Source organism: Microbacterium algihabitans (assembly GCF_032464975.1).
In the GTDB taxonomy this organism is placed as follows: Bacteria; Actinomycetota; Actinomycetes; order Actinomycetales; family Microbacteriaceae; genus Microbacterium; species Microbacterium algihabitans.
On record NZ_JAWDIU010000001.1, the window covers coordinates 1092531 to 1116631 of the forward strand.

Here is a 24101-nt window from a genome sequence, read left to right on the forward strand (position 1 = left end):
CGCTCAGCCGGCCGGCGTGATCTCGGCGATGTCCATCTCCCAGACCGAGTTGTACACGGCACCCGTGACGGCGTTCGCCGAGGCGATGTTGCGGCCGGGGATGATGAGCGGCACGAACGGGCCCTCGGTCTGCATGGCTTCGGCGAAGTCGGTGAAGGCGGCCGTGCGAGCGGTCGGGTCGGTGGCCGATGCGGCATCCGCGGCGATCTTCGCGATCGTCGGGTTCGCCTCAGCGGTCCAGCCCGAACGCAGACCCACCTTCAGGCCGGGGCCGAAGGGCAGGAAGTTGGCGGAGTCGGCGTAGTCGGGACCCCAGAACCACAGGCCGAAGCCCTCGGTGCCGCCGACGTAGGCGTCGAGCTCGGTGGCGAAGGGCGCGGGGGCGAGCTCGACCGCGATGCCGGCGTCCTTGAGCTGCGACTGCACGCGCTCGGCGAGAGGGGTGAACTCCACGCCGCCGACCGGGTAGTCGTTCGGGAACTGCAGGCGCAGGGTCTGGCCGGTGTAGCCGGCCTCGGCGAGCGCCGCCTTGCTCTTGGCGAGGTCCTGGCTGACGCCCGACTCGAGCGCTCCCTCGAATCCGAGCGGGATGACGCCCGTGGCCTGCTTGGCGCCGGTACCGGCGAGCTCGAGCAGCTTGTCGTAGTCGAGGGCGTAGCGGATCGCCTCGGCGAGCTTGACGTTCGCGAGGTCGCCGGCCACGGCGGGCGACTGGTTCAGCAGGAGGAAGATCGTCTGACCCGAGGGGACCGAGTCGACCGTCAGACCGTCGCCGAGGCCCGAGACCTGGTCGCCGTTGAGGTCCATCGCGACCATCGAGTCGCCGCCCTTGAGGTTGGCCAGCTGCGTGGCACTCTCGGTGACGTTGCGCACCACGACCCGCGAGAAGTCTGACTTCTCGTCGCCGTTGTAGGCGTCGTTGCGGGTGAGCACGACCTGCGACGACAGGTCGAGGGTGTCGAGCACGAACGGGCCGGAACCGGCGGACGCGCCGTCGAGGTACTTCTGCGCCGAGTCGGAGCCGTCGGTGTTGCCGCCGTTCTCTTTCACCACGTCGGAGTTGACGATGCCGAGCGCGGGGTTCGCGAGGATCGCGGGCAACTGCAGCAGCGGGGTCGCGGACGTGAACGAGATCGTCTTGTCGTCGACCTCGGCGATGGTGATGCCGCCGAGCAGGAAGTTCGGCTTCGCCTCGGCCATGCCCTGGATGCGCTGGAGGCTGAACACGACGTCCTTCGCCTCGATGGGCGAACCGTCCGAGAAGACGCGGTCGCCCTCGAGCGTGAAGGTGAACTCCGTCGCCGCGTCGTTCTGCGTCCAGGACGCGAGGCCGGGCTGGGGGGTCGACACGTCGGAGCCGTCGAAATCGACGAGGGTCTCGTACATCGCCTTGGCGATCATGTTGCCGGTGGGGTCGTAGGTGTGGCCCGGGTCGGTCGTCTCGATGGAGAACGCGGTGTCGATGACGAGCGACTGTGCGCTGTCCGATGAGTTGCCGTTGTTCGCCGAGTTGCCTCCGGTGCAGCCGGCGAGCGCGAGGAGCGCCACCGCTCCGATCGCGAGAACCGACGGGGTGCGACGTGACGACATAGAGGCCTCCGGAGCCGAGGAGTACATTCGGGAACGGCCGCCACCTCAGTGGACGGCCGGGTTTAGATTCGCACCTTATGCGACGATGTGTCCAGCGATGTTACCTGGCAGCGTCGGTCCGTCCAGCCAATGAACCACTGGGAGCAGAATGTCCAGCAACGTCGCGGAACCTACGAGGGATTCTGGACGAAGTGTCACGCCATTGGACGATACGGCGTACAAAATCCTCGCGGTCCTGCGAGATAACGGTCGCATCTCGATAGCCGCGCTCGCGGAGAAGGTCGGGATCTCGCGTGCCAACGCCTACACGCGGGTCGAGGCCCTCGTGCAGGAGGGGGTCATCACGGGCTTCAGCGCGCAGGTCGACCATGCCCGCGCGGGGCTGTCGATCGGGGCGCTGGTCTTCGTGACGGTCATGCCGCAGGCCTGGGCCTCGTTCCGCGACCGGGTCGTCGAGATGCCCGACGTGGAGTGGTGCGCGATCACCACCGGCGAGCACGACGCGATGCTGCTGATCCGCGCCGTCGACGTCAGCGGCGTGCACGAGTTCTCGACGGGCGTCATCGCACAGCTGCCCGAGGTGCGGACGGTGGTCAGCGTGGTCGTGCTCGACGAGGTCATCCGCCGCCCCTACCTGCTACCCGCCGATCTGCCCGACCGCACGGCCACGAACACCCTGCTGGGCATGACGCGGTGGACGCCGGCAACCCCCGGCCGCGACACGCTGCCGCCCCGCTGAGTCAGGCGGAAATCTCCTCGCACACGCTCAGCTGGGGCGCTCCGTGCATCTCGTAGTGCTCGACGAGGCGGATGCCGCCGGCTTCGGTCAGCTCGAGATCGCTCTCGCCGTCTCCGGTGACCACGGTGCCGTCGGCGACCAGCACGTGCACGAACGACACCCAGATCTTGTCGGCGGTGCGCGTGCCCACGAACTTGCCGAAGGTCACGGTGTCTCCCTCGTACCCTCCCCAGATCGCCCCGTCGCGCTCGAAGTACTCGAAGATGCTGGGGGCCTCGGGATCGACGGCGGACGTGGTCGACGAGACCATGCGGAATCTGCGGCCGTCGAGGGAGGGGAGCGTGGCGGTCATCTGTCGATTATGGGGGTCGCCTCGGTCGAGGCGACTCGCTCGGCCGCGAGACCGCACGGCACCCACCCATCCGGCGCGACGTAGCCTGGAGGGGTGAGCCTCCCCTTCGACGTCGCCGCCGTGCGCGCCGACTTCCCGATCCTCGAGACCGAGATCGACGGTCGGCCCCTCGTCTACCTCGACTCGGGCGCCACCAGCCAGAAGCCGCGCGCCGTGCTCGAGGCCGAACGCGAGTTCCTCGAGCAGGCGAACTCCGCCGTGCACCGCGGCGCCCACACCCTCGCCGCAAAGGCCACCGAGCTCTTCGAAGACGCGCGCGTCACCGTCGCCGAGTTCGTCGGCGCCGAGCCCGAGCAGCTCGTATGGACGAGCGGCGCGACGGCCGGGCTCAACCTCGTCGCCGGGTCGCTCTGCTACCGCGGCGACCTGCAGATCCGCGAAGGCGACGAGATCGTCGTGACCGAGGCCGAGCACCACGCCAACCTCATCCCCTGGCAGGAGCTCGCCGCCCGCACCGGTGCCCACCTGCGCCATATCCCCGTGCTCGAAGACGGCATGCTCGACATGCACGCCGCGGCCGAGCTCATCGGCGAGCGCACCAAGGTCGTCGCCTTCCCGCACGTGTCGAACGTGCTCGGCATCGTGAACCCCGTCGCGAAGCTCGTCACCCTCGCTCGCGGCGTCGGCGCGCTGACCGTGCTCGACGCGTGCCAGTCGGCCCCTCATCTGCGCCTCGACCTGCCGGCATCCGGGGTCGACCTCGCCGTCTTCTCGGGCCACAAGGTCTACGGGCCCTACGGCATCGGGGCGCTCTGGGGTCGCGACGAGGTGCTCGAGGCGCTGCCGCCGTTCACCACGGGCGGGTCGATGATCACCACCGTCACCCTCGACCGGGCCGAGTACCTGCCCCCGCCGCAGCGCTTCGAGCCGGGCACGCAGCCGGTGTCGCAGGCGGTCGCCCTCGCCGCCGCCGTGCGCTGGCTCGGCGAGCACGACCTCGACGCCGCCCACGCGCATGAGGCCGCGCTCGAGACGCGCCTGCGCGAGGGGCTGCGCTCGATCGACGGCATCCGTCTTCTCGGAGACACGGATGCCGCGGAGCGCGTCGCCCTGCAGGCCTTCGAGGTGCAGGGCGTTCACGCGCACGACGTGGGTCAGTTGCTCGACTCGCGCGGCGTCGCCGTGCGCGTCGGACACCACTGCGCGCAGCCCCTGCACCGCCGGTTCGGAATGACGGCGTCGGTGCGAGCGAGCGCCGCGATCCACACCACGGAGGCCGAGATCGACACCTTGCTCGACGCCGTGTCGGGCGTGCGCGGCTTCTTCGGCGTGGGGGCCGCGGCATGAGCGGGCTCGAGTCGCTCTATCAGGAGCTCATCCTCGACCACGCGAAGAACCGTCGCGGTTTCGGTCTGGCCGAACCCGGGGCGCACAGCGCGACCGTGCACCAGCGCAACCCGATCTGCGGCGACGAGATCACCCTGCGCGTCGACGTCGAGGGCGACCGGGTGGCATCCGTCACCTGGGAAGGCGCGGGCTGCTCGATCTCGCAGTCGTCTGCGTCGATGCTGGTCGCCCTGCTGCAGGAAGACGGCGGCGCCGAGGGCATGGCGAAGACCGACGTCGAGGCGCTGATCACGCAGTTCCGTGAGGCGCTGCGCTCGCGCGGCAAGATCCCCCTCGACGAGGAGACCTTCGCCGACGCCGCCGCGCTGTCGGGTGTGTCGAAGTACACGGCCCGGGTGAAGTGCGCGATGCTCGCGTGGGTCGCGCTCGAAGAGGGGCTGCGGGAGGCCTGAGCGCGGCGGTACGCGCGGCGCAACCTCAGCGAAACGCACAAGCTCCGTCGGCATCCGCCGATCCGGGCTGAGATTGCGCGGATCGCGGAGGATACGCCCGGCCGACGCGCGGGCACGCGGCGCACAACGTCAGCGATACGCACAAGCTCCGTCGGCATCCGCCGATCCGGGCTGAGAATGCGCGGATCGCGGAGGATACGCGCGGCCCGAGGCGCGCTAGCCTTCCGTCAGACGTACGAGAGGGCGGATGCCATGGCCACCGGCGGAGCAGGATTCAGCGACGAAGAACGCGCGGCGATGAAGCAGCGCGCCGAAGAGCTCAAGGCCACGAAGGGCCTGAAGGGCGCGGCGAAGCTCGAGAAGGAGAACGAGGCCTGCCTCGAAGCGATCGATAAGCTCGCGGGCGTGGATCGCGCGATGGCCGAACGCCTGCACGTGATCGTGCTCGAAGAGGCCGCGCACCTCACACCCAAGACGTACTACGGCTTCCCCGCCTACGCGAAGGACGGCAAGGTCGTCGTGTTCTACCAGCCGGCGTCGAAGTTCAAGACGCGGTACGGCACCGTCAGCTTCGACGACACCGCCCAGCTCGACGACGGACCCATGTGGCCGGTGTCGTTCGCGATCGCCGAGGTCACGGCCGAGGTCGAGAAGCGCATCCGCGACGCCGTGCGCCGCGCGGCTCCCGCGGCCTGAGCCCGACGCCTCGGGCACCTCGGCGACGGATGCCGAGACCCCGGGCCACGGCATCCGCCGCGCTTCACGCCAAGACGACGCGCTCCATCCGCTCGAAGCTCTGCTCCATGCCCTCGACCATGCCGGTGGCGAGCACGGTGTCGCGGGTGGCGGCGTCGGGGTACGCGATCAGCAGGGTGACGAGAGTGGCGCCGTCCTCCTCGTAGAACGACAGGTCGTTCGTCGTCGAGGGGAAGTCGGTGCCGGTCATGTGCTCGGTCTGCACGATGCGTCGCGGCTCGTCGACCAGCAGGGTCGTGCCATCGAAGCCGAAGCCCTCGCCCTCGGTGCCCGGTTCGGGTTCCCACGCGATGCGGTAGTCGCCGCCGACCGACACGTCGACGTCGGCCACGCTCATGCGCCAGCCATCGGGGCCGAGCATCCACTGCCGCATGAGGTCGGGGTCGACGTGCGCGCGCCAGACGAGCTCGCGCGGACCCTCGATCAGTCGGGTGATGCGCACGCGCTGGTCGTCGAGGATCTCGAGCTGCGTCCCCGTGCCCTGGGCGAACTCCCGCAGCCCCTGCAGCACGGTGTCGAGCTGGTTGATGGCGAGGGTGGATCCCTCGACGGCCCCCATGGCGAACACCTGTTCGAGCCCCTCGAGCGAGTCGAAGTACGTCACGTTCGTCAGGCGCGAGCCGGCATCCGTCTGCTCGAAGGCGAAGGTCATGCGCATCGCCGGCATGCCGGGGATCGCGTCGCCGTTCTCGTCGACGAACGAATCGACCACCTCGAATCCGCGCGGCTCGTCGATGTCGATGAACTCCCAGCTCCCCCTCGCGATCTCTCCGGTCGGGCTGGCCATCGCGTAGCGCGCGCGGCCTCCACGCTCGAAGTCGAAGCTGGCGAAGGTCGCCGGCCAGTTGGGAGGACCCCAGAAGCGCTCGAGCTGACACGGGTCGGTGAAGACCTGCCAGAGGCGCTCGGGGCCGGCGGCGAAATCGGCGACCAGGGTCATGGTGAGCGCTTCGGCGTCGCTCTCGACGGATGTGACGGGCATGGCGGACTCCTTCGTCTAGCTCTCGTTCGGGGTGGGATCGGGCTCACTCAGCAGGGCGTCGAGCCGATCGATGCGGCCGCGCCAGAGGTCTTCGTACGACCGCAGTAGTTCTTGCGCCCGGGCGAGCGCGGCGGGATCGGCACGCACGAGTCGCACCCTCCCCTCCGCGCGTTTGGTGATCAGCCGCGCCTCGGCGAGCACGGCGATGTGCTTCGACACCGCGGCGAACGACATCGCGTAGGCCGCCGCGAGCTGCGTCACCGATTGCTCGGAGACGAGCGTGCGCCGCACGATGTCGCGCCGCGTGGCATCGGCGAGCGCGTGGAACACCCGGTCGATGTCGGCGTCACTCTGTTGTTCAACCATTTGGTTGCACGTTAGCGCACAGGCTGCGCCTGCACAAGATCGAGGGCGGCTGTCACCTCGATGAGCGAATAAGCAAAGGATAAGCGTCTTTCCTTTGCTTAAATGGACGCGTGCGCACAGGTGAAGGCAGCGGCTGGCCGGCGATTGAGCATGAACCGAGACGGTGGGACCGTTCAGAGGGGCAGGTGGGCTCGCGCCGCCAGCTCCGTCGCGCTGCCGGCCCCTACTTCGCAGCCGTTCCACCGCTCATCGCGCAGATCAGAGTCATGCTCGACCCCGAGGTGCTCGCCGCAGCCGATGAGGCAAGCCACGCCCTCGCCCGCTTCGATGCCGAGGCCGCCGCGCTCGTCGCACCGTTCCCGGCGATTCTCCTCCGGACCGAGTCCGCGTCGAGCTCCGAGGTGGAGAATCTGACGGCGGGAGCTCGACAGGTGGCTCTCGCTGAGATCGGCGCGGCGCGATCCGAGAACGCGCGCCTCATCGTCGCGAACACGCGCGCGATGGATGCCGCGATCGCACTCAGCGCCGACTTGGACGAAGACGCAGTGATCGCCATGCAATCGGCGCTGCTCCGGGATACGGCCCCGAGGTTCACCGGAGAATGGCGCGATGAGCAGGTGTGGATCGGCGGGGGCGCGGTATCGCCCCACGACGCCGACTTCATTCCGCCTCACCACGAGCGGGTACCGGCATTGATGCGGGATCTGATGGAGTTCGTCGACCGCACCGACGTTCCCGTGCTCGCGCAGGCCGCAATCGCGCACGCACAGTTCGAGACGATCCACCCGTTCCCCGACGGCAACGGCCGCACGGGCCGCGCCCTGATTCATGCGATGCTCCACCGCGGGGGACTCACCCGTAATCTCACCGTCCCCGTGTCTGCGGGGTTGCTGCGCGATCCTCGGGTCTATTTTCAGGCCCTCACGGACTACCGCGCCGGAGATGTGAACGCGATCGTGCACACCATCACCGAGGCCAGCTTCTCGGCGATCTCGAATGGGCGCCGCCTCGCCGCGGATCTCATCGGCATCCGCGAGAGATGGAACACGAGCGTGACGGCGCGGCCCGGCTCATCCACGCGCCGCTTGATGGAACTCCTGCCGTCGAAGCCCGTGGTGACCGCCGCCTCGATCGCCTCCGACCTCGGCGTCAGCACCGTGGCCGCAGGAACGGCGATCAACAAGCTCGTTGCCGTCGGGGTGCTGACCCAGCTTGGTGGGGGGAGTCGCTACCGCATCTGGCAATCGCCCGAGATCCTCGACGCCTTGGACGAGTTCGCTGCGCGAGCTCGGCGCGGACGCGCGTGAGAAGGCTGTTGTCGCTCGCGTTCACTCCACCCCGGGCAGCGCCTCGAGAGGCCCGTCCGGCAACACGACCCAGCCCTCGCGGCGCGCGACGGACAGCATGTCGGATGCCGGCTTCTCGAACGACCCGAGCGCTCCCGCGCGGGTGGCGAGAGCGGCGACGAGCGCGTCGAAAGCATCGGCTTTCGCGATCGCGAGCGGGGCGAACCCGCCGATGTCAAGCCAGGGCGCGCGCTCGCGCACCGCGTGGAGAAGGATCACGCGACGCGCGGCATCCACCCGGTAACCGGAGGTGTCGAACCCCCACCGGCGCAGCGATCCGCCGGGGTACACCTCGAACAGGCGCCCCTCCCCCGCCCGGTCGACCGGGAAGCCGACCGCCGCGAGACGCCGCAGCAGCCCCGCGCCGCGCAGCGCCGTCACGCCCAGCCGGTCGGTCGACACGCTCAGCGGCCAGCGGCCGATGCGCTCGCGCACGACGTGGTCGGTGTGGCGGTAGACGAGCTTCCGGCGCCAGTCGGCATCGCCCTCGACCGGTCCGAGCGACGGCTCCGCGTCGGCGTGGTGCGCCCCGACGAAGTCCACGAACGCGTCGGGCCAGCCCAGCGGGCAGTCGACCCCGAGCCACACCTCGCCCGAGGCGACGGATGCCACGATGTCGGCATCCGTCATGCCGATCTCGAGGCGCTCGAGCCGGGCCGCACCGGCCGACCAAACGATCTCGGCGAGCGCGGTTCCGGGCGCGGCCGCGGCGAGGTCCACTCCGACGGTTCTCATCGCATCGAGCCTAGGCCGGGCGGGAAGGGGAACGGCCCGGACCACCGTGAGGTGACCCGGGCCGTCGTCCTGCGGGAGCGTCGCTCAGCCGAGGAAGGGCACGACGAACAGCGCGATCGTGATGACGGGTCCGATCACGACCATCGACAGACCCCAGATGGTGAGGTGCTTGTACAAGCGAGCGCGTTCGCTCTCGTGCGCCGAGGCGACGATGGTCGCACCGGTGGTCCCGAAGGGCGCGCAGTCGACGAGCGAGGCCGAGATGGCGAGCGCGTAGATGAAACCGGTCATCTCCAGACCGCCGCCGGGCAGCAGCAACGGAACGGCGAGCGGCACGAGGGCGCCGATGATGCCGATCGTCGAGGCGAAGGCCGAGACGAGACCGGCGATGATGCACAGCACCAGCGCGGCGATGAGCGGCTCGTTCACCGAGCGCGCGAACTCGCCCAGCTGATCGATCGCCCCGAGTCGGGTCAGCACACCGACGTACGTGATGATGCCGCCGAGCAGCAGGATGGTGTTCCAGTCGACCTTCGCAAGGCCCTCGCGACCGGCCTTCGGGTTGATGAAGGCGAGCAGCACGGCGAGGGTCAGCGCGACGGCACCGAGGTTGAGGTCGATGTCGTTCAGCGTGAGCGTGAAGAACGCGATGACGAGCACGGGGATCGAGACCAGCGTCATCAGCTGGTAGCCGGTGAGCTTCTCGGTCACGGTCTGCTCGAGCAGGGCCGTGCCGCCGCTGCGGGGGCGCGTGCTGAAGCCGGTGCCGGCGACGCCGTCGGATCCTCCGGTGCCGAGTTCGCCGGATGCCGCCTTGGCGGCGCGACCGCGGGCGATGAGCTCGCGTCCACCGAACATGAGGAACGCGACGGCGACGATGACGGTGTTGATGCCGACCGAGAGGCCGAACATGAGAGCGGCGTTGTAGGGGATGCCCGCGGAGGTGGCCACCGTGAGCACGGTGATGCCGACGATGCTCGTGGGCGCGAGGGCGCCACCGACGATCGCGGAACTCATCGCGATGCCCATCATCGTGGAGTGGATGCGGTGCTTGTGCGCGAGGCTCATCGCGATCGGCACGAGGGTGAACGCCGCGTGCGAGGTGCCGAGGCACGCGACCAGCGTGCCGACGGCGAACATCGCCCAGGGGATGAGCGCGACCCGGTCTCCGATGAGGCGCACCGAGCGGTCGACCAGCCAATCGATCGTGCCGACGGCGCGGGCGATACCGAAGAGGTACGTGATGCCGAGCAGGATCAGCAGGGCGTCGACGGGGAAGCCGCCGAGCACGTCGTCGAGCGATTCGCCGACGAGCAGCACGCCGATCACGCAGGCCGCCACCAGGGCGAGGGCGCCCATGTGCACGTTGCGGATGGCCGAGATGGCGAACACCGCGACGAGCACGATGAGGGCGATGATCTCCACGTTCACGAGATCACCCCGCGCGGGGCGAGGGGGATGGTCTGGGCACGGTGCATCGTCGTCGATCTCCTGGTGGTCGGGGGTGAGGGGTCAGATTCCGAGCGCGAGCCCGGAGAGGTAGGCGGATGCCGCGGGCTCGTGCACACCGTCGAGATCGGCGAAGTGCACGAGCTCCCCGGCGGCGACATCGCGGCGCAGACGCGCGCCCGAGAGCAGGTAATAGGGGGCGATCTCGCCCGCGTCGGGGGCGACGATCACGGGGGCGACACCGGCGATCTCGTGATGGTGCCCCTCGACGCGGAACGGGGTTCCGGCGGCGAGGTCGGTGGACGCGCGGGCGGCGAGCACCGTGTGCTGGCGCGGCTCGGGCGTCGCGGCGGTGTCGTCGACCGCGGCGGCGATGGTGAGCGGCGTCTCGATGCCCATGAAGTGGTACGGCCAGTAAATGCAGGCGTAGCGGCCGTCGCGGCTCACGACATGACCCTTCCCGCGGAGGGTCTCCCACGTGACGTCGTCACCCGTGCGGACGATCGCGAAGACCCCGCCGGCGAAGCTCGCCTCGCCGGGCAGGCGCAGCATCGAGAAGACGTCGATCACCCCGGTGGTGCCCAGGATGCCACCGTCGGCGCGCTCGGCGTACACGTCGGCGAGCTCGTCCGGACGTACGACGGGGTAGTGCATGGTCTCGACGTCGGCGGTCGCTCCGGTGTACAGCGACACCACGTTCATCTCGCAGGAGTCGGCCGCAGCCGCGCGCTTGAGGCCCGATACGGCCTCGGCACGGGCGGCGAGAGTGGCGCTGAGGTCGTCACCGCGGCCGAGCAGGCCGGCCAGTGCGGGAGCCTGCTGTTCGACCCCGTTCTGGTTCACGATCCCGGTCGCAGGGTCGAACACGAGGTCGTACTCGCCCGACTTGCCGAGGGCGACGATGTCGAATCCGGTCGCGAGCACCCAATCGACCAGGCGCAGCAAGTTCGCGGGCTGATCTCCGTCGCCGGGGAGGTACCGCAGGCCGCGCTCACGCGCCTTGGCACTGAGGGCGACGCCCGCGATCGTCTCGACCTCTTTGCTGACCATCACGACGTGGGTGCCGTTGTCGAGCGCGGTGTCTGCGTACGAGAAGCCGGCGTCGATGCGACCGGTCGCCTCGACGAGCACGTCGACGTGCGACCAGGCGACGTGGGCGGCGTCGGCGACGACGGCGGTGCGCCCGGCGTCGACCGCGGCTGCGGCCTCCGCGGCACCCGTCGCCGTCACCACATCGTCACCCGTCATCCCGAGGTCGGCGAGCATCCGGCGGACGCCGTCGACGTCGGGGTCGACGAGCTGGGTCGCCGCCATGTCGGGGAGGCGACGAAGCTGGTCGAGCAGCGTGCGGCCGTACCCTCCGTTCGCACCGGTCACCGCGATGCGGATGGGGGCCGGACGGCGCTGTGCCGAGCTGTGGATCACCGTTGTTCCTCTTACGTCGTCGAAAGTCGTGGGGTGCGTCGGGGAGCGCACCTGGTGCTCCGCAACTGTAACGCCGTCTCACAAATTGTCAAAGTATCTTCTCAAATCTTCACATACACTGAGATGGGCCGTGGTTGCGGCCCACTCTCGATGAAAAGGTTCCCCATGCACATCGGCGCCATCGCTGACGACTTCACCGGAGCGACCGACCTCGCCACCGCTCTGCGGGAGCGGGGACTGCGCACTGCTGTCGTCATCGGCGACAACGACGTCCCCGCCGACCACGATGCGGTGGTCGTCGCTCTGAAATCGCGCACCGCCCCCGTCGCCCAGGCCGTGGCCGACTCGCTCGAGGCCGGCACGCGCCTCGTCGCCGCGGGTGCCGAGCGCCTCTACGTGAAGTACTGCTCCACGTTCGACTCCACCGACGAGGGCAACATCGGCCCCGTGCTCGACGCGGTTGTCTCGATGGCCGGGGCCGACCGCATCATCGTCGTCCCGTCCTTCCCCGCGAACGGACGCACCGTGCGCGACGGGAGCCTGTACGTGAACGGCACGCTGCTCGAGCACTCCTCGATGCGCCACCACCCGCTGACGCCGATGACGAGGTCGCGCCTGCGCGACATCCTCGCCCCGCAGACCGCCGCGACGCTGACCGAGATCGGCTGCGACACCGTGCGCGCGGGCAAAAACGTCCTCCGCGCCGCGATCGACGAGGCGGAGCCGGGATACCTCATCGTCGACGCCGAGACCGACGACGACCTCGCCGTGATCGCCGCGGCATCTCGCCATCTGCGCGTGCTTTCCGGAGGCGCGGCCCTCGCAGCGCACCTCGACGCCCCCGCCGACGCCGCCGCGATGCCGTTCCCGGCCGTCGGACGAGGCAGGCTCGTGGTGTGCGGCTCCGCCTCTGCGGCGACGCGCGCGCAGATCGCCGACGCCGTCGGGCAGGGCGCCACGATGCGGCGTGTGGATCTGAATGCCGCGGCGTCCGACCCCGAGGCGGAGATCGCGGCCCTCGTCGCCTGGGTGCGGGGCCTCCCGCCGACGGAGTTGCCGCTCGTCTGCTCGGTCACCGAGCTCGCCGACATCCGCCGAGACGCCTCCGCGACCGCCGACGCCGTCGAGCATGTGCTCTCGGCCGTCGTGGCCGATCTGGTCTCGACGGGCGACATCCACCGGGTCGTCGTCGCCGGAGGCGAGACCAGCGGTGCCGTCGTGCAGGCGCTGGGCGTCTCGAATCTCGAGATCGGCCCACAACTCGCGCCCGGAGTGTGCTGGAGCGCCGGCCAGGCGGCATCCGGAGACACCGTCGCCCTCGTCCTCAAGAGCGGCAACTTCGGCGGGACCGATCTGTTCACCGCTGCCTGGGAGGCCATCGCATGAGCGCCCTCGAAGACCTCATCGCGGCCGGCCGCGCCCTGGTCGACGCTGGCCTCAGCCCCGGCACCTCGGGCAACGTCAGCGTGCGCGACGGCGACCGGCTGCTCATGTCGGGCACCGGAACCCGCCTGGGTGCCTTGACCCCCGAGGACATCGCCGTCCTCACCCTCGCCGGCGAGATCGTCGGCGGCGCCCGCCCCTCGAAGGAGGTGCCGCTGCACGTCGCGATGTACGCGCGCAATCCCGAGCACCGTGCCGTCGTGCACGTGCACTCCCCCTCGACCGTGGCCGTGTCGTGCCTCGAGCCCTGGGCGCCCCACTCCGCCGTTCCCCCGCTGACGCCGTACTCGCTCATGCGCGTGGGCCAGGTGCCGCTGCTCGACTTCGTGCCCCCGGGCGACCCCGCGATGGGAGCCCTGATCACGGACTGCCCCGTGCCCTTCCGCGCCGCCCTGCTCGCCAACCACGGCGCCGTCGTGAGCGCAGCGGAGGCCGCGGCGGCGGTCGACAGCACGATCGAGCTCGAAGAGGCCTGCCGCATCACCCTGCTCACGGACGGTCGACAGCGACGCCTCATCGCCCCGGAGCGAGTGGCCGAGATCACCGCCCGCTGGGGGACCCCGTGGACCGCGACCGCTTCAGTAAGCTGAGCGGGACCGAAGGACGACGATGACCGAAGCCGCTCCGATGATCCCCGATCAGCGCCGGGAGAGCATCGTCCAGGCCCTGCATCGCGAACGCGTCCTCAGCTTCCGCCAGTTGAGTGATCTGGTGGGCGTGAGCCAGATGACCGTGCGCCGCGACGTCGCCGTGCTCGAGGAGCAGGGTCTCGTGCAGGCCACCACCGGTGGAGCGAAGCTCGTCAGCCGGCTCGTGCTCGAGCCCTCGCGCGCCGAGAAGGCCACGAGCGAGATCGCCGAGAAGACGGCCATCGCGCGCGCCGCGGCGACCCGCGTGCGCGACACCATGACGATCTACCTCGACGCCGGCACCACGGCGCAGGCCATGCGTCCGTTCCTCGAGCATGTGCGCGATCTCACGGTGGTGACGAACGACATCGCCACCGTGCAGACCTTTCTCGACCACCCCTCGGCCGACCTCATCTCGGTCGGCGGCCGGGTGGATCGCACGAACCTCTCGACGATCGGCCGCCTGACCCGCCTCACCCTCGCCGAGCTCTCGCTCGACCTCGCCTTCATCTCGTCGAGCTCCTGGGACCTCGGCCACGGAGTCACGACTCCCGTCGAGGCCAAGATCGAGGCGAAGCGGGCGGCGGTCGAGGCCGCCGAGCGCGCAGTGCTGGTCGCCGACAGCTCGAAATACGGCCGGTTCGCCAAATACCGCGCCCTTCGTCTCGCCGAGGTGGCCGAGGTGATCACCGACGCAGCACTGCCCGACAGCGCCGCCGAAGCTATCGCGGCCACCGGCATCGAGGTCGTCCGCGCGTAGGCGCCCGTCAAGACGCCGCTGAATCGGCCCGCGACCTGGGAGGATCAGCACATGGCAGACGAGGACCTCCCCGATTCGCTCGAACCGGCGATCCACGTTCCGCCGCGCGACGAGCCCCCTGCTCCGCCGACACCCAAGGGCGACCTGCGGGTCGTATCGATCATCGCGCTCGTCACCGGCGTGATCGTGATCGCCTGGTATCTGTTCCTCGTGACGGCGAGCGCGATCGCCCACCTCGAGAACGTGGCGTGGATCCAGATCGGCATGTGGGTGCTCGCGCTGGTGTCGTTCGTCTGCGGCATCCTGAGCCTGAACGCCCGCATGGCGCGCGAACTCGCCGCGGCGGGCTTCATCGCGGGGGTCGCCGCGGGGCTGCTGTCGATCTCGATCGGGTTCTTCAGCGGACTCGAGCTGCTGAGCTGAGCGGAATACCGCCCGTCGCGCGGCGGTTCTCGCTCTCATGACGCCGGATGCCGCTCTGGAACGCGCCCTGTCGAGCATCGACGTGCGGCCGGGGCACGCCTGGCGGCAATCGCTCGCCGCGGGCGGCACCCTGTCGCTGAAACGCGGCGAGGCGGCGATCGTCTACCTGCGCGAAGGCGAGATCACCGGACGCACCGGCGCGCGTTCCGCCTGCACCGTCGATGCCGCCTCCGGTGAGGCGGCCACCCGCGACGGGGGCCGCACCCTCCTCGCCGGAGACGCGCTGATCTCGCTCGGCTGCCACGCCGTCGCCGTGTCGTCGCAGTCGGGCGCTGAGGTGACGGTGGTGCCGCTCGAGGTCGTGCCCACCTTCGACACACGCGCTCTTCCGCACCTGATCTTCGTCAGCGGTTTCGCCGGGGCCGAACCGGCCGCCGCCGGACTCGCCGCCCACCTGGGTCTGCCGAAGCCGGGCACCGGTCGCCAGGGCGATGAGACGATCTGCCGACTCATGGTCACGACCGTGCTGCTGTCGGCGCTACGCACGTGGGCCTCGACCCAGCGCGAGGCGACGTGGCCGCCGCTCAGCGACGACCCGTTCCTCACCCGCGTGGTCACGGCCGTCGCCGACGACCCCGGGCACGAGTGGACCCTCGACCAGCTCGCAGCGCTCGGTGCGATGTCGCGGTCGGTGTTCGCCGCGCGCTTCCGCGAGGTGTTCGGCACCTCGCCCGCCTCATACGTGACCGAGGTGCGCATGCGCCGGGCGACGGAGCTCCTCGACGCCGGCACCTCGGTGTCGGAGACGTCGCGATTGCTCGGCTACGGCTCGGATGAAGGCTTCCGGCGCGCGTTCCGCCGCCACACCGGTGTCGCCCCCTCGGCCTGGCGTACCGCCGGGCGACCGCTGACCGTCTGACGCGGTCCCGTCGGTCGCGGCGACGACCCCTTCGCGCAAGGGGACGAGCGGCCCATCGACAGCCTCCGCGGGGAGGTGCGCTGAGCCGCTCGCCTCTGTTCAGACGCGCGCGGGTCGGCGCGAGCGCAGGGAGAGCCCGAACAGCACGGCCCCGATGATGAGGAGCGCGATGCCGATGGCATCCGCCGCGAACACCCCTGCGGCGTCGACGAGGATGCCGCCGGCCCCCGCCGCGATGGTGATCGCCAGCTGGAAACCGGTGACGACGAGGCTTCCGCCCGCCTCCAGACGGTCGGGCATCAAGTGCCCCACCCAGGTGTTCACGATGATCAGCCACGACGAGAAGAAGAAGCCCCACACCAGCACGGCCGCGGCCACCGCGGCGAAGGCTCCGGGCAGAAGGGCGACCGCCGCGATCGCCAGCGCGATGGCCAGGGGCCCGATGACCGCGAGGCGGGCGAACGCTCGGTCGACGACCATGCCGACGGCGATGTTGCCGACGAACCCGCCGACGCCGAAGAGGGCGAGCAGCAGCACGATCGTGCCGGCGGTGACGTCGGGGATGCGCTCGAGCGAGAGGCGCACGTACGTGTAGGCGAGGAAGTGACCGAGCACGACGAGCACGTGACCTGCCATTGCGCCCAAGACGCCGGGGCGGCGCAGGGTGTCGCCCAGGATGCGCAGGCTCGACGCGGCGGCCGGCGGCACGGGCGGCAGCACGATCCGCACGGCGACGCCGACGAGAGCGGTGGCGACGGCGATGAGCAGGAACGCGAGCCGCCAGTCGAGCGCCTCGCTGAGGGCGACTCCGATCGGCACGCCCGCCACCGTGGCCAGCGACAGGCCTGCCGAGCCGAACATCATCGCCCGACCGATGCGGTCGGGGCTCGACAGGCGCGCGGCGACGGTGATCGACATGGACCAGAACGCGCTGATGGCGGCACCCAGCAAGAACCGTGCGATGAGGATCGCGGGGAGGCTCGGGGCGATCGCCACCACGAGACTCGAGATCGCGGCCGACGCCGCCGCGGCGACCAGGAGCGAGCGGCGATCGAGCCGCGGCAGCAACAGTCCCACGGTCGGGGCGAACAGGAGCCCGGCGAGAGCGGTGACGGTGACGGTCTGGCCCGCCTGCCCGGGCGTCACGCCGAGGGCGGCGGCCATCTCGGTCAGCACGCCGTTGGGGAGGAACTCGGCCGTGACGAGCAGGAAGCTCAGCAGCATCACGACGACGAGCCCGCCGTAACGCATCACGGGGACCCCCGCGACGGGGGTGGGAACGGGGGCGGTGGTGGTCATGCTCCGATGTTGGTCCGGCGCGGGAGCGGGCGCCCGACCGTTCGTCCGCGGCATCCGACCGATCGTCCGGGCGGCCGGTCCCCGCCGCCGTTGTGCGGATCCCGACCTCGACACGCCGTCCCGCCCGCCCGTTCTCGCGGCGCGTCGCCCGCGGCATCCGCACGACGGCACCGGGCGGCGGCACCGGGCGGCGGCCGACGGCCCCGGATCACCCCGCGAACGGCCGCCCGACGTACCGCGCGGCGGGGCGGATGATCTTCGGGTCGGCCGCCTGCTCGAGCACGTGCGCGCTCCAGCCGATCGTGCGGGCCAGCGCGAAGGTGGGCGTGAACATCTCGCGCGGAATCCCGCACTCCTCCATCACCACCGCTGCATAGAACTCGACGTTGGCGTGCAGAGGGCGTTCCGGATGCCGTGCCGCGAGCTGCCGCTCCGCCTCGACCTGGAACGCGAGAGCCTGCGCGACGCGCGGGCCGCCGAACTGCTCGGCGATGCCGTGCAGCAGCTCGGACCGCGGGTCGCTCGTGCGGTACACCGCGTGCCCGAAGCCCATCAGACGCCGCCCGGCCTGCAACTCTCCCGCGATCCACGCCGCCGGGTCGTCGCCGGCACGGTCGAGGCCGTCGAGCGCGCGGGCCGGGGCTCCCCCGTGCAGCGGCCCCGACAGGGCGCCGAGGGCGCCGCTGAGGCACGACGCCATGTCGGCCCCGGTCGACGCGATGACCCGGGCCGTGAAGGTCGAGGCGTTGAAGCCGTGGTCCATCGCCGCGATCAAGTAGGCCGACAGGGCGCGCACGTGCCGCTGGTCGGGGTCGTGCCCGGTGACCCGCGCGAGGTAGTCCGCGACGATCCCCCGCCCGGTCGATGCGTCGCCCGGGGCGAGGGCGAGCGGCGCCATGGCCGCGAACGCGATCGCCTCGTCGAGCCGGGCGGCGGGGTCGAGGTCGTACAGCGGCGTCGACGAGCGGGCGGATGCCGCGAGCGTCCACACCGCGCGTAGCGCCGCGAGCGGCTGGCCGGTGCGCGCGGCGACGGCGGTGATCAGCTCGGGGAGGCGGGGATCGCCCTGCGCCGCGGTCACGCGGGCGGCGAAGGAGGCTCGGGCCGTGGCATCCGGAAGCTCTCCGACCACCAGCAGATGCCAAACGTCTTCGAACGAGTGCGACCGCGCGAGGTCGACGGCCGCGTGACCGCGGTAGTGGTACCAGCCCGCCTCGCCGTTGACGTCGCTGATGGTCGTCTCGGCCGCGACGACGCCGTTCAGGCCGCGGGGCACATCGATCAGGTCGCTCATGGGCTCAGTGTGCGAACCTGACGGTCACAGCGTCAACGTTGATCGGATCAATATGACCCTCCCCCGCCTGACCGCCGCGCAGGTCGCCGCCCGCCTCGGCGTCAAAGCCGAGACCGTCTACGCCTACGTCTCGCGCGGACTGCTGACCCGCGAGCGCGACGCGCACGGCTCGAGCTTCGACGCGCTCGAGGTCGAGGCCTTCGCCGCGGCGCGCCGGCGCACGCCCGCCCGCACGCCGACGCACCCCACGACCGGCATGCCGCTGGGGGTGGTGCAGACGCAGATCGCCGACATCGAAGACGGCGAGCTGCTGTACCGCGGTCGCCGTGCCCGCGACCTGATCGGCACCCCGTTCGCCGAGGCCGTCGCGTGGCTGTGGGGCGTGGAGCGGGTCGATGCCCCCGACCCCGCGATCGGCAGCGCCCGCGCGATGGTCGAGGCCCTCCCCCTGCACGCCGGGGCCATGGACCGACTCCGCGCCGCGGTGACGGGCTTCGCGGCCGACGACCCGCTGCGCTACGACGCGTCGGCAACGACCGCCCACCGCATCGGCTGGACGCTGATCACCGGCCTCCCCGTCGCCCTGGGAGGCACCCCCGACGTCGAGCTCGCGCGCTCGCTCGTCAGCGGCTGGAGGGGATCGGCGGATGCCGCGACGCTGGGCGCCGTCAACGCCGCGCTCGTACTGCTCATGGACCACGACCTTGCCGTGTCGACGTTCGCCGCGCGAGTTGCGGCCTCGGCGCGCGCCGACGGGTACGCCGCGATCAGCGCGGCCCTCGGAGCGGCGGACTCCCCGCTGCACATCTCGGCGGCGACGCGCACCGCCCGCCTGCTCACCCGCGTGCGGCGCGGACAGGAACCCGAGCGCGCCCTCGCGGAAACGCTGCGCGAGGGCAGCGGCATCCCGGGCTTCGGCCACCCGCTCTACCGCGACGGCGACGACCGAGCCGACGCGCTGTTCCCGCTGATCGCCGCGCTCCCCGACGGGGCCTCGGCGATGGATGCCGTCGAGCGCCTCTCGGCCGTCGTCACCGACCGCACGGGGCTCCGGCCCAACGTCGACCTCGCGCTGGCGGCCCTGGTGTCGGCCGCGCGCCTGCCCGACGACGCCGCGAGCACGATCTTCGTGCTCGGACGCATCGCGGGGTGGACCGCGCACATCGCCGCCGAGTACGCCGAGCCCGCGATGCGCCTGCGCCCCCGCGGGCAGTACGTGGGGCCGTGAGGCGGGGCTTCGACAAGCTCAGCCACCCCGACGGGAGGTCCCTGAGCTTGTCGAAGGGAGGTCCCTGAGCCTGTCGAAGGGAGGTCCCTGAGCTTGTCGAAGGGAGGTCCCTGAGCCTGTCGAAGGGAGGTCCCTGAGCTTGTCGAAGGGACGTCCCTGAGCCTGTCGAAGGGACGTCCCCGAGCCTGTCGAAGGGAGGTCCCCGAGCCTGTCGAAGGGAGGTCCCCGAGCCTGTCGAAGGGAGGTCCCCGAGCCTGTCGAAGGGAGGTCCCTGAGCCTGTCGAAGGGAGGTCCCTGAGCCTGTCGAAGGGAGGTCCCTGAGCCTGTCGAAGGGAGGTCCCTGAGCCTGTCGAAGGGAGGTCCCTGAGCCTGTCGAAGGGAGGTCCCTGAGCTTGCCGAAGGGCCCGGCACCAACTGACGGCACCACCGAGGGTGAATTCTCTTCTTCCTCGCCAGGAAGCTGGCTAGCCTGCCGCGATGATCTACAACGTGCTGGAGGCGCGCAACAACCTTTCGAAGCTGATCGCCGAGGCCGAGTCGGGCGTCGAGGTCACGATCGCGCGGCGCGGGGTTCCGGTCGCGCGGATCGTTCCGATCGACGTCCAGCCCCCGCGTCCGCGCAACGCCTTCGCGAAGTGGTTGGAGGAGAACCCCCTGACGCCCGAGCTCGCGCGTCCGGTCGAAGAGATCGAGGCGATCATCGCGGAGAATCGCGCGGCAGGGGCGTGATTTACGTCGACAGCTGCCTGGTCATCTATGCGGTCGAGCGCGACGACAGTGTCGGCGACCGCGCGCGCATGGCTCTCGCTGCAGCTCGTGCCCCCTTGGCGGCGAGCCCGCTCGTGATGCTCGAAGCGATGGTCGGACCCATGCGCGAGCGAGGCGCCGAGTCGCAGCTTCACATGTGGAGCGTCTTCGATCGTTTCGAGATGTTGCCGATCGAGCCCGACGCCTATGTCCGCGCTGCACGTCTGAGAGCTCGCAATCCCGGCCTGCAAACGGCAGATGCGCTGCACCTCGCCGTCGCGCAAGAGGAGGGGTGCTCGCTGCTGTGGACGAACGACTCGCGCCCGGCCGCGATTGCGCCGGGATTCGCGGTCGACGTGCTGCGGGCCGCCTGATTCACCGAGGGGCGCCGAACAGCGCCAGCAGACTCCGCCACCCTCGGCGGGCCAGTGCCTCTCGGCCCGCGACCACCCCGACGACCACCCCCTCAGGCATCGCGGCTCAGCGGTTCTCCCACCCGCGGGCCATCTCGACCACGGCAGCGACCGCGGCTTCGGTGTCGGCGGGTGAGCCGCCGGCGCGACCGGCCACCAGACCCGCGACGAACGCGCTGAGCGGTGCCGCCGGGCGGGCCACCCCGTTCGCGACGTCGCGCGCGAGGTCGAGGATCAGCGAGATCGGAATGTCGCCCTCGGCCAGATCGAAACGCTCCGCGAGGGCGGCGCTCCAGTCGTTCAGCGCCTCGGGCGGCAGCGTGCGGGATTCGGTCATGACTCCTCCTCGGGCCGTCGGGCGGGTCGACGACCGCGCCTGCGTCAGATCGTCCCACGTGTCGACGTCGCGCGTCAGGGACTCGTCCGCGGCGATCGCCGTGATGCGCAGCCCGCCCAGCAGCGCGCGCATCGAGGCATCGCGTCCGTCGTCGGGCAGGGCGGATGCCGCCTCCCGCAGCGCCCCGGTGCGGTATCGACCGATCAGCCACTGTCGACGCCCGTCGTCGAGGCAGGCGCCGTCGGCATCCGGAGTCATCTCGTCGGGCAGCAGATCGACCGCGGCGCGAGCGGTCGGCAGATCGCACGCGAGCACGTAGACCTCGTCGGCGCGCACGCGGCCGAGGGCGGCGACGATGCCGGCGACCGGTCCTCCGAAGGGCGGGTCTTCGCGCACCCACTCGACGTCGAGATCGTCAGCGAGCACGGGTGCGGCCACGACGATCCGCTGTGCGCCGTGGGACCGCACGGCCGCGATCGCCGCGTGCAGCAGGGTCGTTCCGTTCACCTCGAACAGCGGCTTCGTCGCCCCGTCGACGCGTGTGGCGCGTCCGCCGGCGAGCAGGATCGCATCGACGCTCACCACAGCAGCACCTCGACCGGATCGGCCGCGGCGACACCCCGCGTGCTCGGGGGGATCACGGCGAGACCGTTCGCGTCGCCGAAGCCGCGTGTGCCGCGCTCGACCGGCTCGGCCACCGGATGCGCGGGGTCTGAGCGGTCGATCCGCACGGGAACGTACTGCGCCCGCTCGGGCCGTGCGCGCCACTCGACGGCGAACGGGACCAGGGCGCGGGAACGGCCGAGCTCGCCGTCGCCCTCGAGCGCACGCAGGGCGGGACGCACGAAGAGCTCGAACGACACCGCCGCGCTGACCGGGTTGCCCGGCAGACCGAACAGCAGCGTGCCCGCCGCCGAGCGACCGAAGCCCTGCGGCTTTCCGGGCTGCATGCGCACGGGCTCGAATCGCATGAGGTCGCCGAGGGTGTTCTTCACGACCTCGTAGGCGCCCGCGCTCACCCCGCCCGAGAACACGACGACGTCGGCGCCCGCGGCCTCGGCGGCGGCGATCGCGCGACGCGGGCCGTCGCCGCTGTCGTCGACGCTCGTGCGCAGCACGACCTCGGCCCCCGCCTCCTCGGCGAGACCGGCGAGCAGCACGCTGTTCGATTCGGGGATCTGTCCGCGCCGCAGCGGTGTTCCCGCCGGTCGCAGCTCGGATCCCGTCGACACGATCGCCACCCGCGCGGCGCGCGCGACCGAGACGGTCCCGACTCCGGATGCCGCGATCGCACCGACCCGTCCCGCGGTCAGTCGCACCCCGGCGGCGGCGACGAGCGATCCGGCCCGCACGTCGGAGCCGCGTCGACGGATGTGCGCGCCGGGGCCGCGGGGCGCCGTGAGCACCGCCACCGGGCCGAGACCGCCCTCGAGCCCCTCGGCGGTCTCTTCGAACGGCACCACGGCGGTCGCGTCGGTGGGCACGGGGGCTCCGGTCATGATGCGCACCGCGTCACCAGGCCCGATCGGCGGGTCGAGCTCGGAGCCGGCCGGCAGATCGGCCACCACCCGCAGCGTCGTCGGCCCTGCGGTGATGTCGTCGGCGCGCACGGCGAAGCCGTCCATCGCGGAGCAGTCGAACCCCGGCACATCGACCGCGGCGTGCACCGCGGCCCGCAGCACGCGGCCGCGCGCGGCCGCGACGTCACGCGGCTCGGATTCCAGCGGCACGACCGCCTCGAGGATCGCGGCGAGGTGCTCTGCGACGTCGATCACGCGTGCGGACCGGGGACTGTCGAGACCATGCCTTCAGCGTAGGCGTGGCCACCGACACCGCCCGCGCGTCAGAGGTCGAACCGGTGCGGAATGCCGCTCTCGCCGTCGCCCTCGCGATACGGCACGAAGCCCATCGCGACGTAATAGGCGAGTCCGGGGGCGTTGTCGGCGCCGATCGTGGCGTCGATGTGACGGAGTCCGGCGTCCTGCGCCGCGGCGATCGACCGCGCGAACAGGCTCCGGCCGATGCCGCTGCGCCCCATGTCGGGGTGGATGTGGGTGCCGATGATGCCCCAGCCCTCCTCCACGCCGTACGGGTTCTCCGCCCAGGCGCGCTTGAGCGACTGGAAGCCGATCACCACCCCGTCGCGCACCGCCACCGTGAGGGCGATCGTGTGCTCGTCGTCGAGATAGCGCTCGCGCACGAAGTCGGCGTCGACCGCCCACGCGCGCAGCCCCGCCCGGTGGATGGCGTTCTGCACCTCGACCATGTCGTCGAGATCTTCGGGGCGCGCGTCGCAGAACTCGATCATGCGGTCATCCTTGCACTGCTTCTGATGCGCATGTCGGCGTGCCACGCGCCTCTCACCCGACCGCGACGGCGCTCCGATCGACGCGCAAGCCCGACGGCACCCGGATGCCGCTGCCCTACCGTGATCGCATGGACGGCCTGACGTACGCCGAGGTCGGCGCGACCGGCGGCACCATGCCCGCGGGCTACCACCACGTGCGCGCGCGGCGCGTGATCGGCAGCGGTCGCGCGGACTTCGAGCGCGCGGCCGACCTGCTGCTGGCGGGAGAGGCGCAGCGACGCGCGGGGGCGCGGGTGACGCTGTCGGAGACGCCGATGCGCGTGGGCACGCTCGTCACGATGCGCCTGGGTCTCGGCATCCTGAGCTTCCGGATCCCCTGCCTGGTCGTGTGGGCCGAACGGTCGGCCACCGTCGCGGGTTTCGCCTACGGAACGCTGCCAGGTCACCCGGAGCGCGGGGAGGAACGCTTCACCCTGACTCTTCGGCCGGACCACGAGGTGGTCTTCGAGATCGCCGCCTTCTCGAAGCCGGGCCGCTGGTTCACCCGCATCGGCGCCCCTCTCGGTCGTCGCGTGCAGGCGTGGATGACCGGGCGCTACCTGCGCGCCCTCGACGCGCGCTGAACCGGCCTGTATCCCACGTTCGGCCGCCCTTGGCAACGCCCTGGACCTCTTCTCGCGGCTTCTCGACCCTGGCGAAGCGCTTCTCGACGACGAGGGCGCGCGCGAGAGGAGACCCCATGAGCATCGAGACCACCGCCGC

26 protein-coding genes are annotated in these 24101 nt (G+C 71.1%); 14 read left to right on the top strand and 12 right to left on the bottom strand.

Annotated elements, in window-relative coordinates:
• Positions 1-3: 3 nt before the first annotated feature.
• Complete coding sequence (locus tag RWH43_RS05115) at positions 4-1590, bottom strand: ABC transporter substrate-binding protein (protein WP_316000841.1); 1587 nt, start codon at positions 1588-1590, stop codon at positions 4-6.
• A 202-nt stretch (positions 1591-1792) separates the two neighbouring features.
• On the opposite strand from RWH43_RS05115, the gene RWH43_RS05120 reads away from it, so the two are divergent.
• A complete protein-coding gene (locus RWH43_RS05120; protein WP_144830646.1) occupies positions 1793-2329 on the top strand; it encodes an Lrp/AsnC family transcriptional regulator in 537 nt (178 codons plus the stop codon).
• Position 2330: 1 nt separating this feature from the next.
• Here the strand turns inward: RWH43_RS05120 and RWH43_RS05125 are convergent, their stop codons facing one another.
• Positions 2331-2681 carry an avidin-fold protein gene (locus tag RWH43_RS05125; protein WP_230703979.1) on the bottom strand — a complete coding sequence of 117 codons (351 nt, stop codon included), beginning with the start codon at positions 2679-2681 and terminating at the stop codon, positions 2331-2333.
• 93 nt (positions 2682-2774) lie between these two features.
• Here RWH43_RS05125 and RWH43_RS05130 point away from each other — a divergent pair, with 93 nt between their 5' ends.
• From RWH43_RS05130 to RWH43_RS05140, 3 genes are all read left to right on the top strand, one after another.
• The gene (locus tag RWH43_RS05130; protein ID WP_316000842.1) at positions 2775-4028 is read left to right on the top strand and encodes an aminotransferase class V-fold PLP-dependent enzyme; all 1254 of its coding nucleotides are present in this window, start codon (positions 2775-2777) and stop codon (positions 4026-4028) included.
• Positions 4025-4480, top strand: coding sequence for a Fe-S cluster assembly sulfur transfer protein SufU (gene sufU, locus RWH43_RS05135; RefSeq protein ID WP_316000843.1), 456 nt, complete (start codon positions 4025-4027; stop codon positions 4478-4480). Before RWH43_RS05130 ends, sufU begins: the two co-directional genes overlap by 4 nt.
• 252 nt (positions 4481-4732) lie before the next feature.
• Positions 4733-5176 (top strand): hypothetical protein, encoded by a 444-nt coding sequence (locus RWH43_RS05140; protein ID WP_316000844.1) that lies wholly within the window; start codon positions 4733-4735, stop codon positions 5174-5176.
• Positions 5177-5240: 64 nt separating this feature from the next.
• On the opposite strand, the gene RWH43_RS05145 is transcribed toward RWH43_RS05140, so the two are convergent.
• On the bottom strand, positions 5241-6218 hold the full coding sequence (locus tag RWH43_RS05145; RefSeq protein WP_316000845.1) for an SRPBCC family protein: 978 nt from the start codon (positions 6216-6218) through the stop codon (positions 5241-5243).
• Positions 6219-6233: 15 nt separating this feature from the next.
• Positions 6234-6584: an ArsR/SmtB family transcription factor gene (locus RWH43_RS05150; RefSeq protein WP_144830659.1), complete on the bottom strand. Its 351-nt coding sequence runs from the start codon at positions 6582-6584 to the stop codon at positions 6234-6236.
• Positions 6585-6850: 266 nt separating this feature from the next.
• Here RWH43_RS05150 and RWH43_RS05155 point away from each other — a divergent pair, with 266 nt between their 5' ends.
• Positions 6851-7891 carry a Fic family protein gene (locus RWH43_RS05155; protein ID WP_316000846.1) on the top strand — a complete coding sequence of 347 codons (1041 nt, stop codon included), beginning with the start codon at positions 6851-6853 and terminating at the stop codon, positions 7889-7891.
• Between the two features lie 21 nt (positions 7892-7912).
• Here the strand turns inward: RWH43_RS05155 and RWH43_RS05160 are convergent, their stop codons facing one another.
• The 3 genes from RWH43_RS05160 to RWH43_RS05170 form a co-directional block, all read right to left on the bottom strand.
• Positions 7913-8665: a DUF429 domain-containing protein gene (locus tag RWH43_RS05160; protein ID WP_316000847.1), complete on the bottom strand. Its 753-nt coding sequence runs from the start codon at positions 8663-8665 to the stop codon at positions 7913-7915.
• A gap of 84 nt (positions 8666-8749) precedes the next feature.
• Complete coding sequence (locus RWH43_RS05165) at positions 8750-10096, bottom strand: SLC13 family permease (RefSeq protein ID WP_144830668.1); 1347 nt, start codon at positions 10094-10096, stop codon at positions 8750-8752.
• Positions 10097-10177: 81 nt separating this feature from the next.
• A complete protein-coding gene (locus RWH43_RS05170) occupies positions 10178-11539 on the bottom strand; it encodes a homoserine dehydrogenase (protein ID WP_316000848.1) in 1362 nt (453 codons plus the stop codon).
• 165 nt (positions 11540-11704) lie between these two features.
• On the opposite strand from RWH43_RS05170, the gene otnK reads away from it, so the two are divergent.
• From otnK to RWH43_RS05195, 5 genes are read left to right on the top strand one after another with little or no spacing between them, the layout of a single operon-like run.
• On the top strand, positions 11705-12925 hold the full coding sequence (otnK, locus tag RWH43_RS05175) for a 3-oxo-tetronate kinase (protein WP_316000849.1): 1221 nt from the start codon (positions 11705-11707) through the stop codon (positions 12923-12925).
• The gene (locus RWH43_RS05180) at positions 12922-13572 is read left to right on the top strand and encodes a class II aldolase/adducin family protein (RefSeq protein ID WP_316000850.1); all 651 of its coding nucleotides are present in this window, start codon (positions 12922-12924) and stop codon (positions 13570-13572) included. The genes otnK and RWH43_RS05180 overlap by 4 nt, the downstream gene beginning before the upstream one ends.
• A 19-nt stretch (positions 13573-13591) precedes the next feature.
• The gene (locus tag RWH43_RS05185; protein ID WP_144830676.1) at positions 13592-14371 is read left to right on the top strand and encodes a DeoR/GlpR family DNA-binding transcription regulator; all 780 of its coding nucleotides are present in this window, start codon (positions 13592-13594) and stop codon (positions 14369-14371) included.
• A gap of 51 nt (positions 14372-14422) precedes the next feature.
• A complete protein-coding gene (locus RWH43_RS05190) occupies positions 14423-14794 on the top strand; it encodes a hypothetical protein (protein ID WP_144830680.1) in 372 nt (123 codons plus the stop codon).
• A gap of 37 nt (positions 14795-14831) precedes the next feature.
• The gene (locus RWH43_RS05195; protein ID WP_316000851.1) at positions 14832-15713 is read left to right on the top strand and encodes a helix-turn-helix transcriptional regulator; all 882 of its coding nucleotides are present in this window, start codon (positions 14832-14834) and stop codon (positions 15711-15713) included.
• A 99-nt stretch (positions 15714-15812) separates the two neighbouring features.
• Here RWH43_RS05195 and RWH43_RS05200 read toward each other — a convergent pair whose 3' ends face one another.
• The gene (locus RWH43_RS05200) at positions 15813-17012 is read right to left on the bottom strand and encodes an MFS transporter (protein WP_316000852.1); all 1200 of its coding nucleotides are present in this window, start codon (positions 17010-17012) and stop codon (positions 15813-15815) included.
• 208 nt (positions 17013-17220) lie between these two features.
• Positions 17221-18306 carry a citrate/2-methylcitrate synthase gene (locus tag RWH43_RS05205; protein ID WP_316000853.1) on the bottom strand — a complete coding sequence of 362 codons (1086 nt, stop codon included), beginning with the start codon at positions 18304-18306 and terminating at the stop codon, positions 17221-17223.
• Positions 18307-18358: 52 nt separating this feature from the next.
• Between RWH43_RS05205 and RWH43_RS05210 the strand changes: the two genes are divergently transcribed.
• From RWH43_RS05210 to RWH43_RS05220, 3 genes are all read left to right on the top strand, one after another.
• Positions 18359-19534, top strand: a complete 1176-nt coding sequence (locus tag RWH43_RS05210) for a citrate/2-methylcitrate synthase (RefSeq protein ID WP_316000854.1) — start codon at positions 18359-18361, stop codon at positions 19532-19534.
• A 477-nt stretch (positions 19535-20011) separates the two neighbouring features.
• Entirely contained in the window at positions 20012-20263 is a 252-nt protein-coding gene (locus tag RWH43_RS05215) for a type II toxin-antitoxin system Phd/YefM family antitoxin (RefSeq protein ID WP_144830695.1), read from the top strand.
• Positions 20260-20655 carry a type II toxin-antitoxin system VapC family toxin gene (locus tag RWH43_RS05220; protein ID WP_316000855.1) on the top strand — a complete coding sequence of 132 codons (396 nt, stop codon included), beginning with the start codon at positions 20260-20262 and terminating at the stop codon, positions 20653-20655. Before RWH43_RS05215 ends, RWH43_RS05220 begins: the two co-directional genes overlap by 4 nt.
• Before the next feature lie 106 nt (positions 20656-20761).
• On the opposite strand, the gene RWH43_RS05225 is transcribed toward RWH43_RS05220, so the two are convergent.
• The 3 genes from RWH43_RS05225 to RWH43_RS05235 form a co-directional block, all read right to left on the bottom strand.
• A complete protein-coding gene (locus RWH43_RS05225) occupies positions 20762-21616 on the bottom strand; it encodes an NTP transferase domain-containing protein (RefSeq protein WP_154096960.1) in 855 nt (284 codons plus the stop codon).
• Positions 21610-22806: a molybdopterin molybdotransferase MoeA gene (locus tag RWH43_RS05230; protein WP_154096961.1), complete on the bottom strand. Its 1197-nt coding sequence runs from the start codon at positions 22804-22806 to the stop codon at positions 21610-21612. Before RWH43_RS05230 ends, RWH43_RS05225 begins: the two co-directional genes overlap by 7 nt.
• A 68-nt stretch (positions 22807-22874) precedes the next feature.
• Complete coding sequence (locus RWH43_RS05235; RefSeq protein ID WP_316000856.1) at positions 22875-23339, bottom strand: GNAT family N-acetyltransferase; 465 nt, start codon at positions 23337-23339, stop codon at positions 22875-22877.
• A gap of 128 nt (positions 23340-23467) precedes the next feature.
• Between RWH43_RS05235 and RWH43_RS05240 the strand changes: the two genes are divergently transcribed.
• The gene (locus tag RWH43_RS05240; protein ID WP_316000857.1) at positions 23468-23962 is read left to right on the top strand and encodes a DUF1990 domain-containing protein; all 495 of its coding nucleotides are present in this window, start codon (positions 23468-23470) and stop codon (positions 23960-23962) included.
• The last annotated feature ends 139 nt before the right edge of the window (positions 23963-24101 follow it).

Excerpts from the sequence above, each read along its gene's own strand:
- RWH43_RS05115 (WP_316000841.1), bottom strand. The coding sequence starts at position 1,590 with ATGTCGTCACGTCGCACCCCGTCGGTTCTCGCGATCGGAGCGGTGGCG.
- RWH43_RS05125 (WP_230703979.1), bottom strand. The coding sequence starts at position 2,681 with ATGACCGCCACGCTCCCCTCCCTCGACGGCCGCAGATTCCGCATGGTC.
- sufU (WP_316000843.1), top strand. The coding sequence starts at position 4,025 with ATGAGCGGGCTCGAGTCGCTCTATCAGGAGCTCATCCTCGACCACGCG.
- RWH43_RS05140 (WP_316000844.1), top strand. The coding sequence starts at position 4,733 with ATGGCCACCGGCGGAGCAGGATTCAGCGACGAAGAACGCGCGGCGATG.
- RWH43_RS05145 (WP_316000845.1), bottom strand. The coding sequence starts at position 6,218 with ATGCCCGTCACATCCGTCGAGAGCGACGCCGAAGCGCTCACCATGACC.
- RWH43_RS05150 (WP_144830659.1), bottom strand. The coding sequence starts at position 6,584 with ATGGTTGAACAACAGAGTGACGCCGACATCGACCGGGTGTTCCACGCG.
- RWH43_RS05155 (WP_316000846.1), top strand. The coding sequence starts at position 6,851 with ATGCTCGACCCCGAGGTGCTCGCCGCAGCCGATGAGGCAAGCCACGCC.
- RWH43_RS05160 (WP_316000847.1), bottom strand. The coding sequence starts at position 8,665 with ATGAGAACCGTCGGAGTGGACCTCGCCGCGGCCGCGCCCGGAACCGCG.
- otnK (WP_316000849.1), top strand. The coding sequence starts at position 11,705 with ATGCACATCGGCGCCATCGCTGACGACTTCACCGGAGCGACCGACCTC.
- RWH43_RS05180 (WP_316000850.1), top strand. The coding sequence starts at position 12,922 with ATGAGCGCCCTCGAAGACCTCATCGCGGCCGGCCGCGCCCTGGTCGAC.
- RWH43_RS05185 (WP_144830676.1), top strand. The coding sequence starts at position 13,592 with ATGACCGAAGCCGCTCCGATGATCCCCGATCAGCGCCGGGAGAGCATC.
- RWH43_RS05190 (WP_144830680.1), top strand. The coding sequence starts at position 14,423 with ATGGCAGACGAGGACCTCCCCGATTCGCTCGAACCGGCGATCCACGTT.
- RWH43_RS05195 (WP_316000851.1), top strand. The coding sequence starts at position 14,832 with ATGACGCCGGATGCCGCTCTGGAACGCGCCCTGTCGAGCATCGACGTG.
- RWH43_RS05200 (WP_316000852.1), bottom strand. The coding sequence starts at position 17,012 with ATGACCACCACCGCCCCCGTTCCCACCCCCGTCGCGGGGGTCCCCGTG.
- RWH43_RS05205 (WP_316000853.1), bottom strand. The coding sequence starts at position 18,306 with ATGAGCGACCTGATCGATGTGCCCCGCGGCCTGAACGGCGTCGTCGCG.
- RWH43_RS05210 (WP_316000854.1), top strand. The coding sequence starts at position 18,359 with ATGACCCTCCCCCGCCTGACCGCCGCGCAGGTCGCCGCCCGCCTCGGC.
- RWH43_RS05215 (WP_144830695.1), top strand. The coding sequence starts at position 20,012 with ATGATCTACAACGTGCTGGAGGCGCGCAACAACCTTTCGAAGCTGATC.
- RWH43_RS05235 (WP_316000856.1), bottom strand. The coding sequence starts at position 23,339 with ATGATCGAGTTCTGCGACGCGCGCCCCGAAGATCTCGACGACATGGTC.
- RWH43_RS05240 (WP_316000857.1), top strand. The coding sequence starts at position 23,468 with ATGGACGGCCTGACGTACGCCGAGGTCGGCGCGACCGGCGGCACCATG.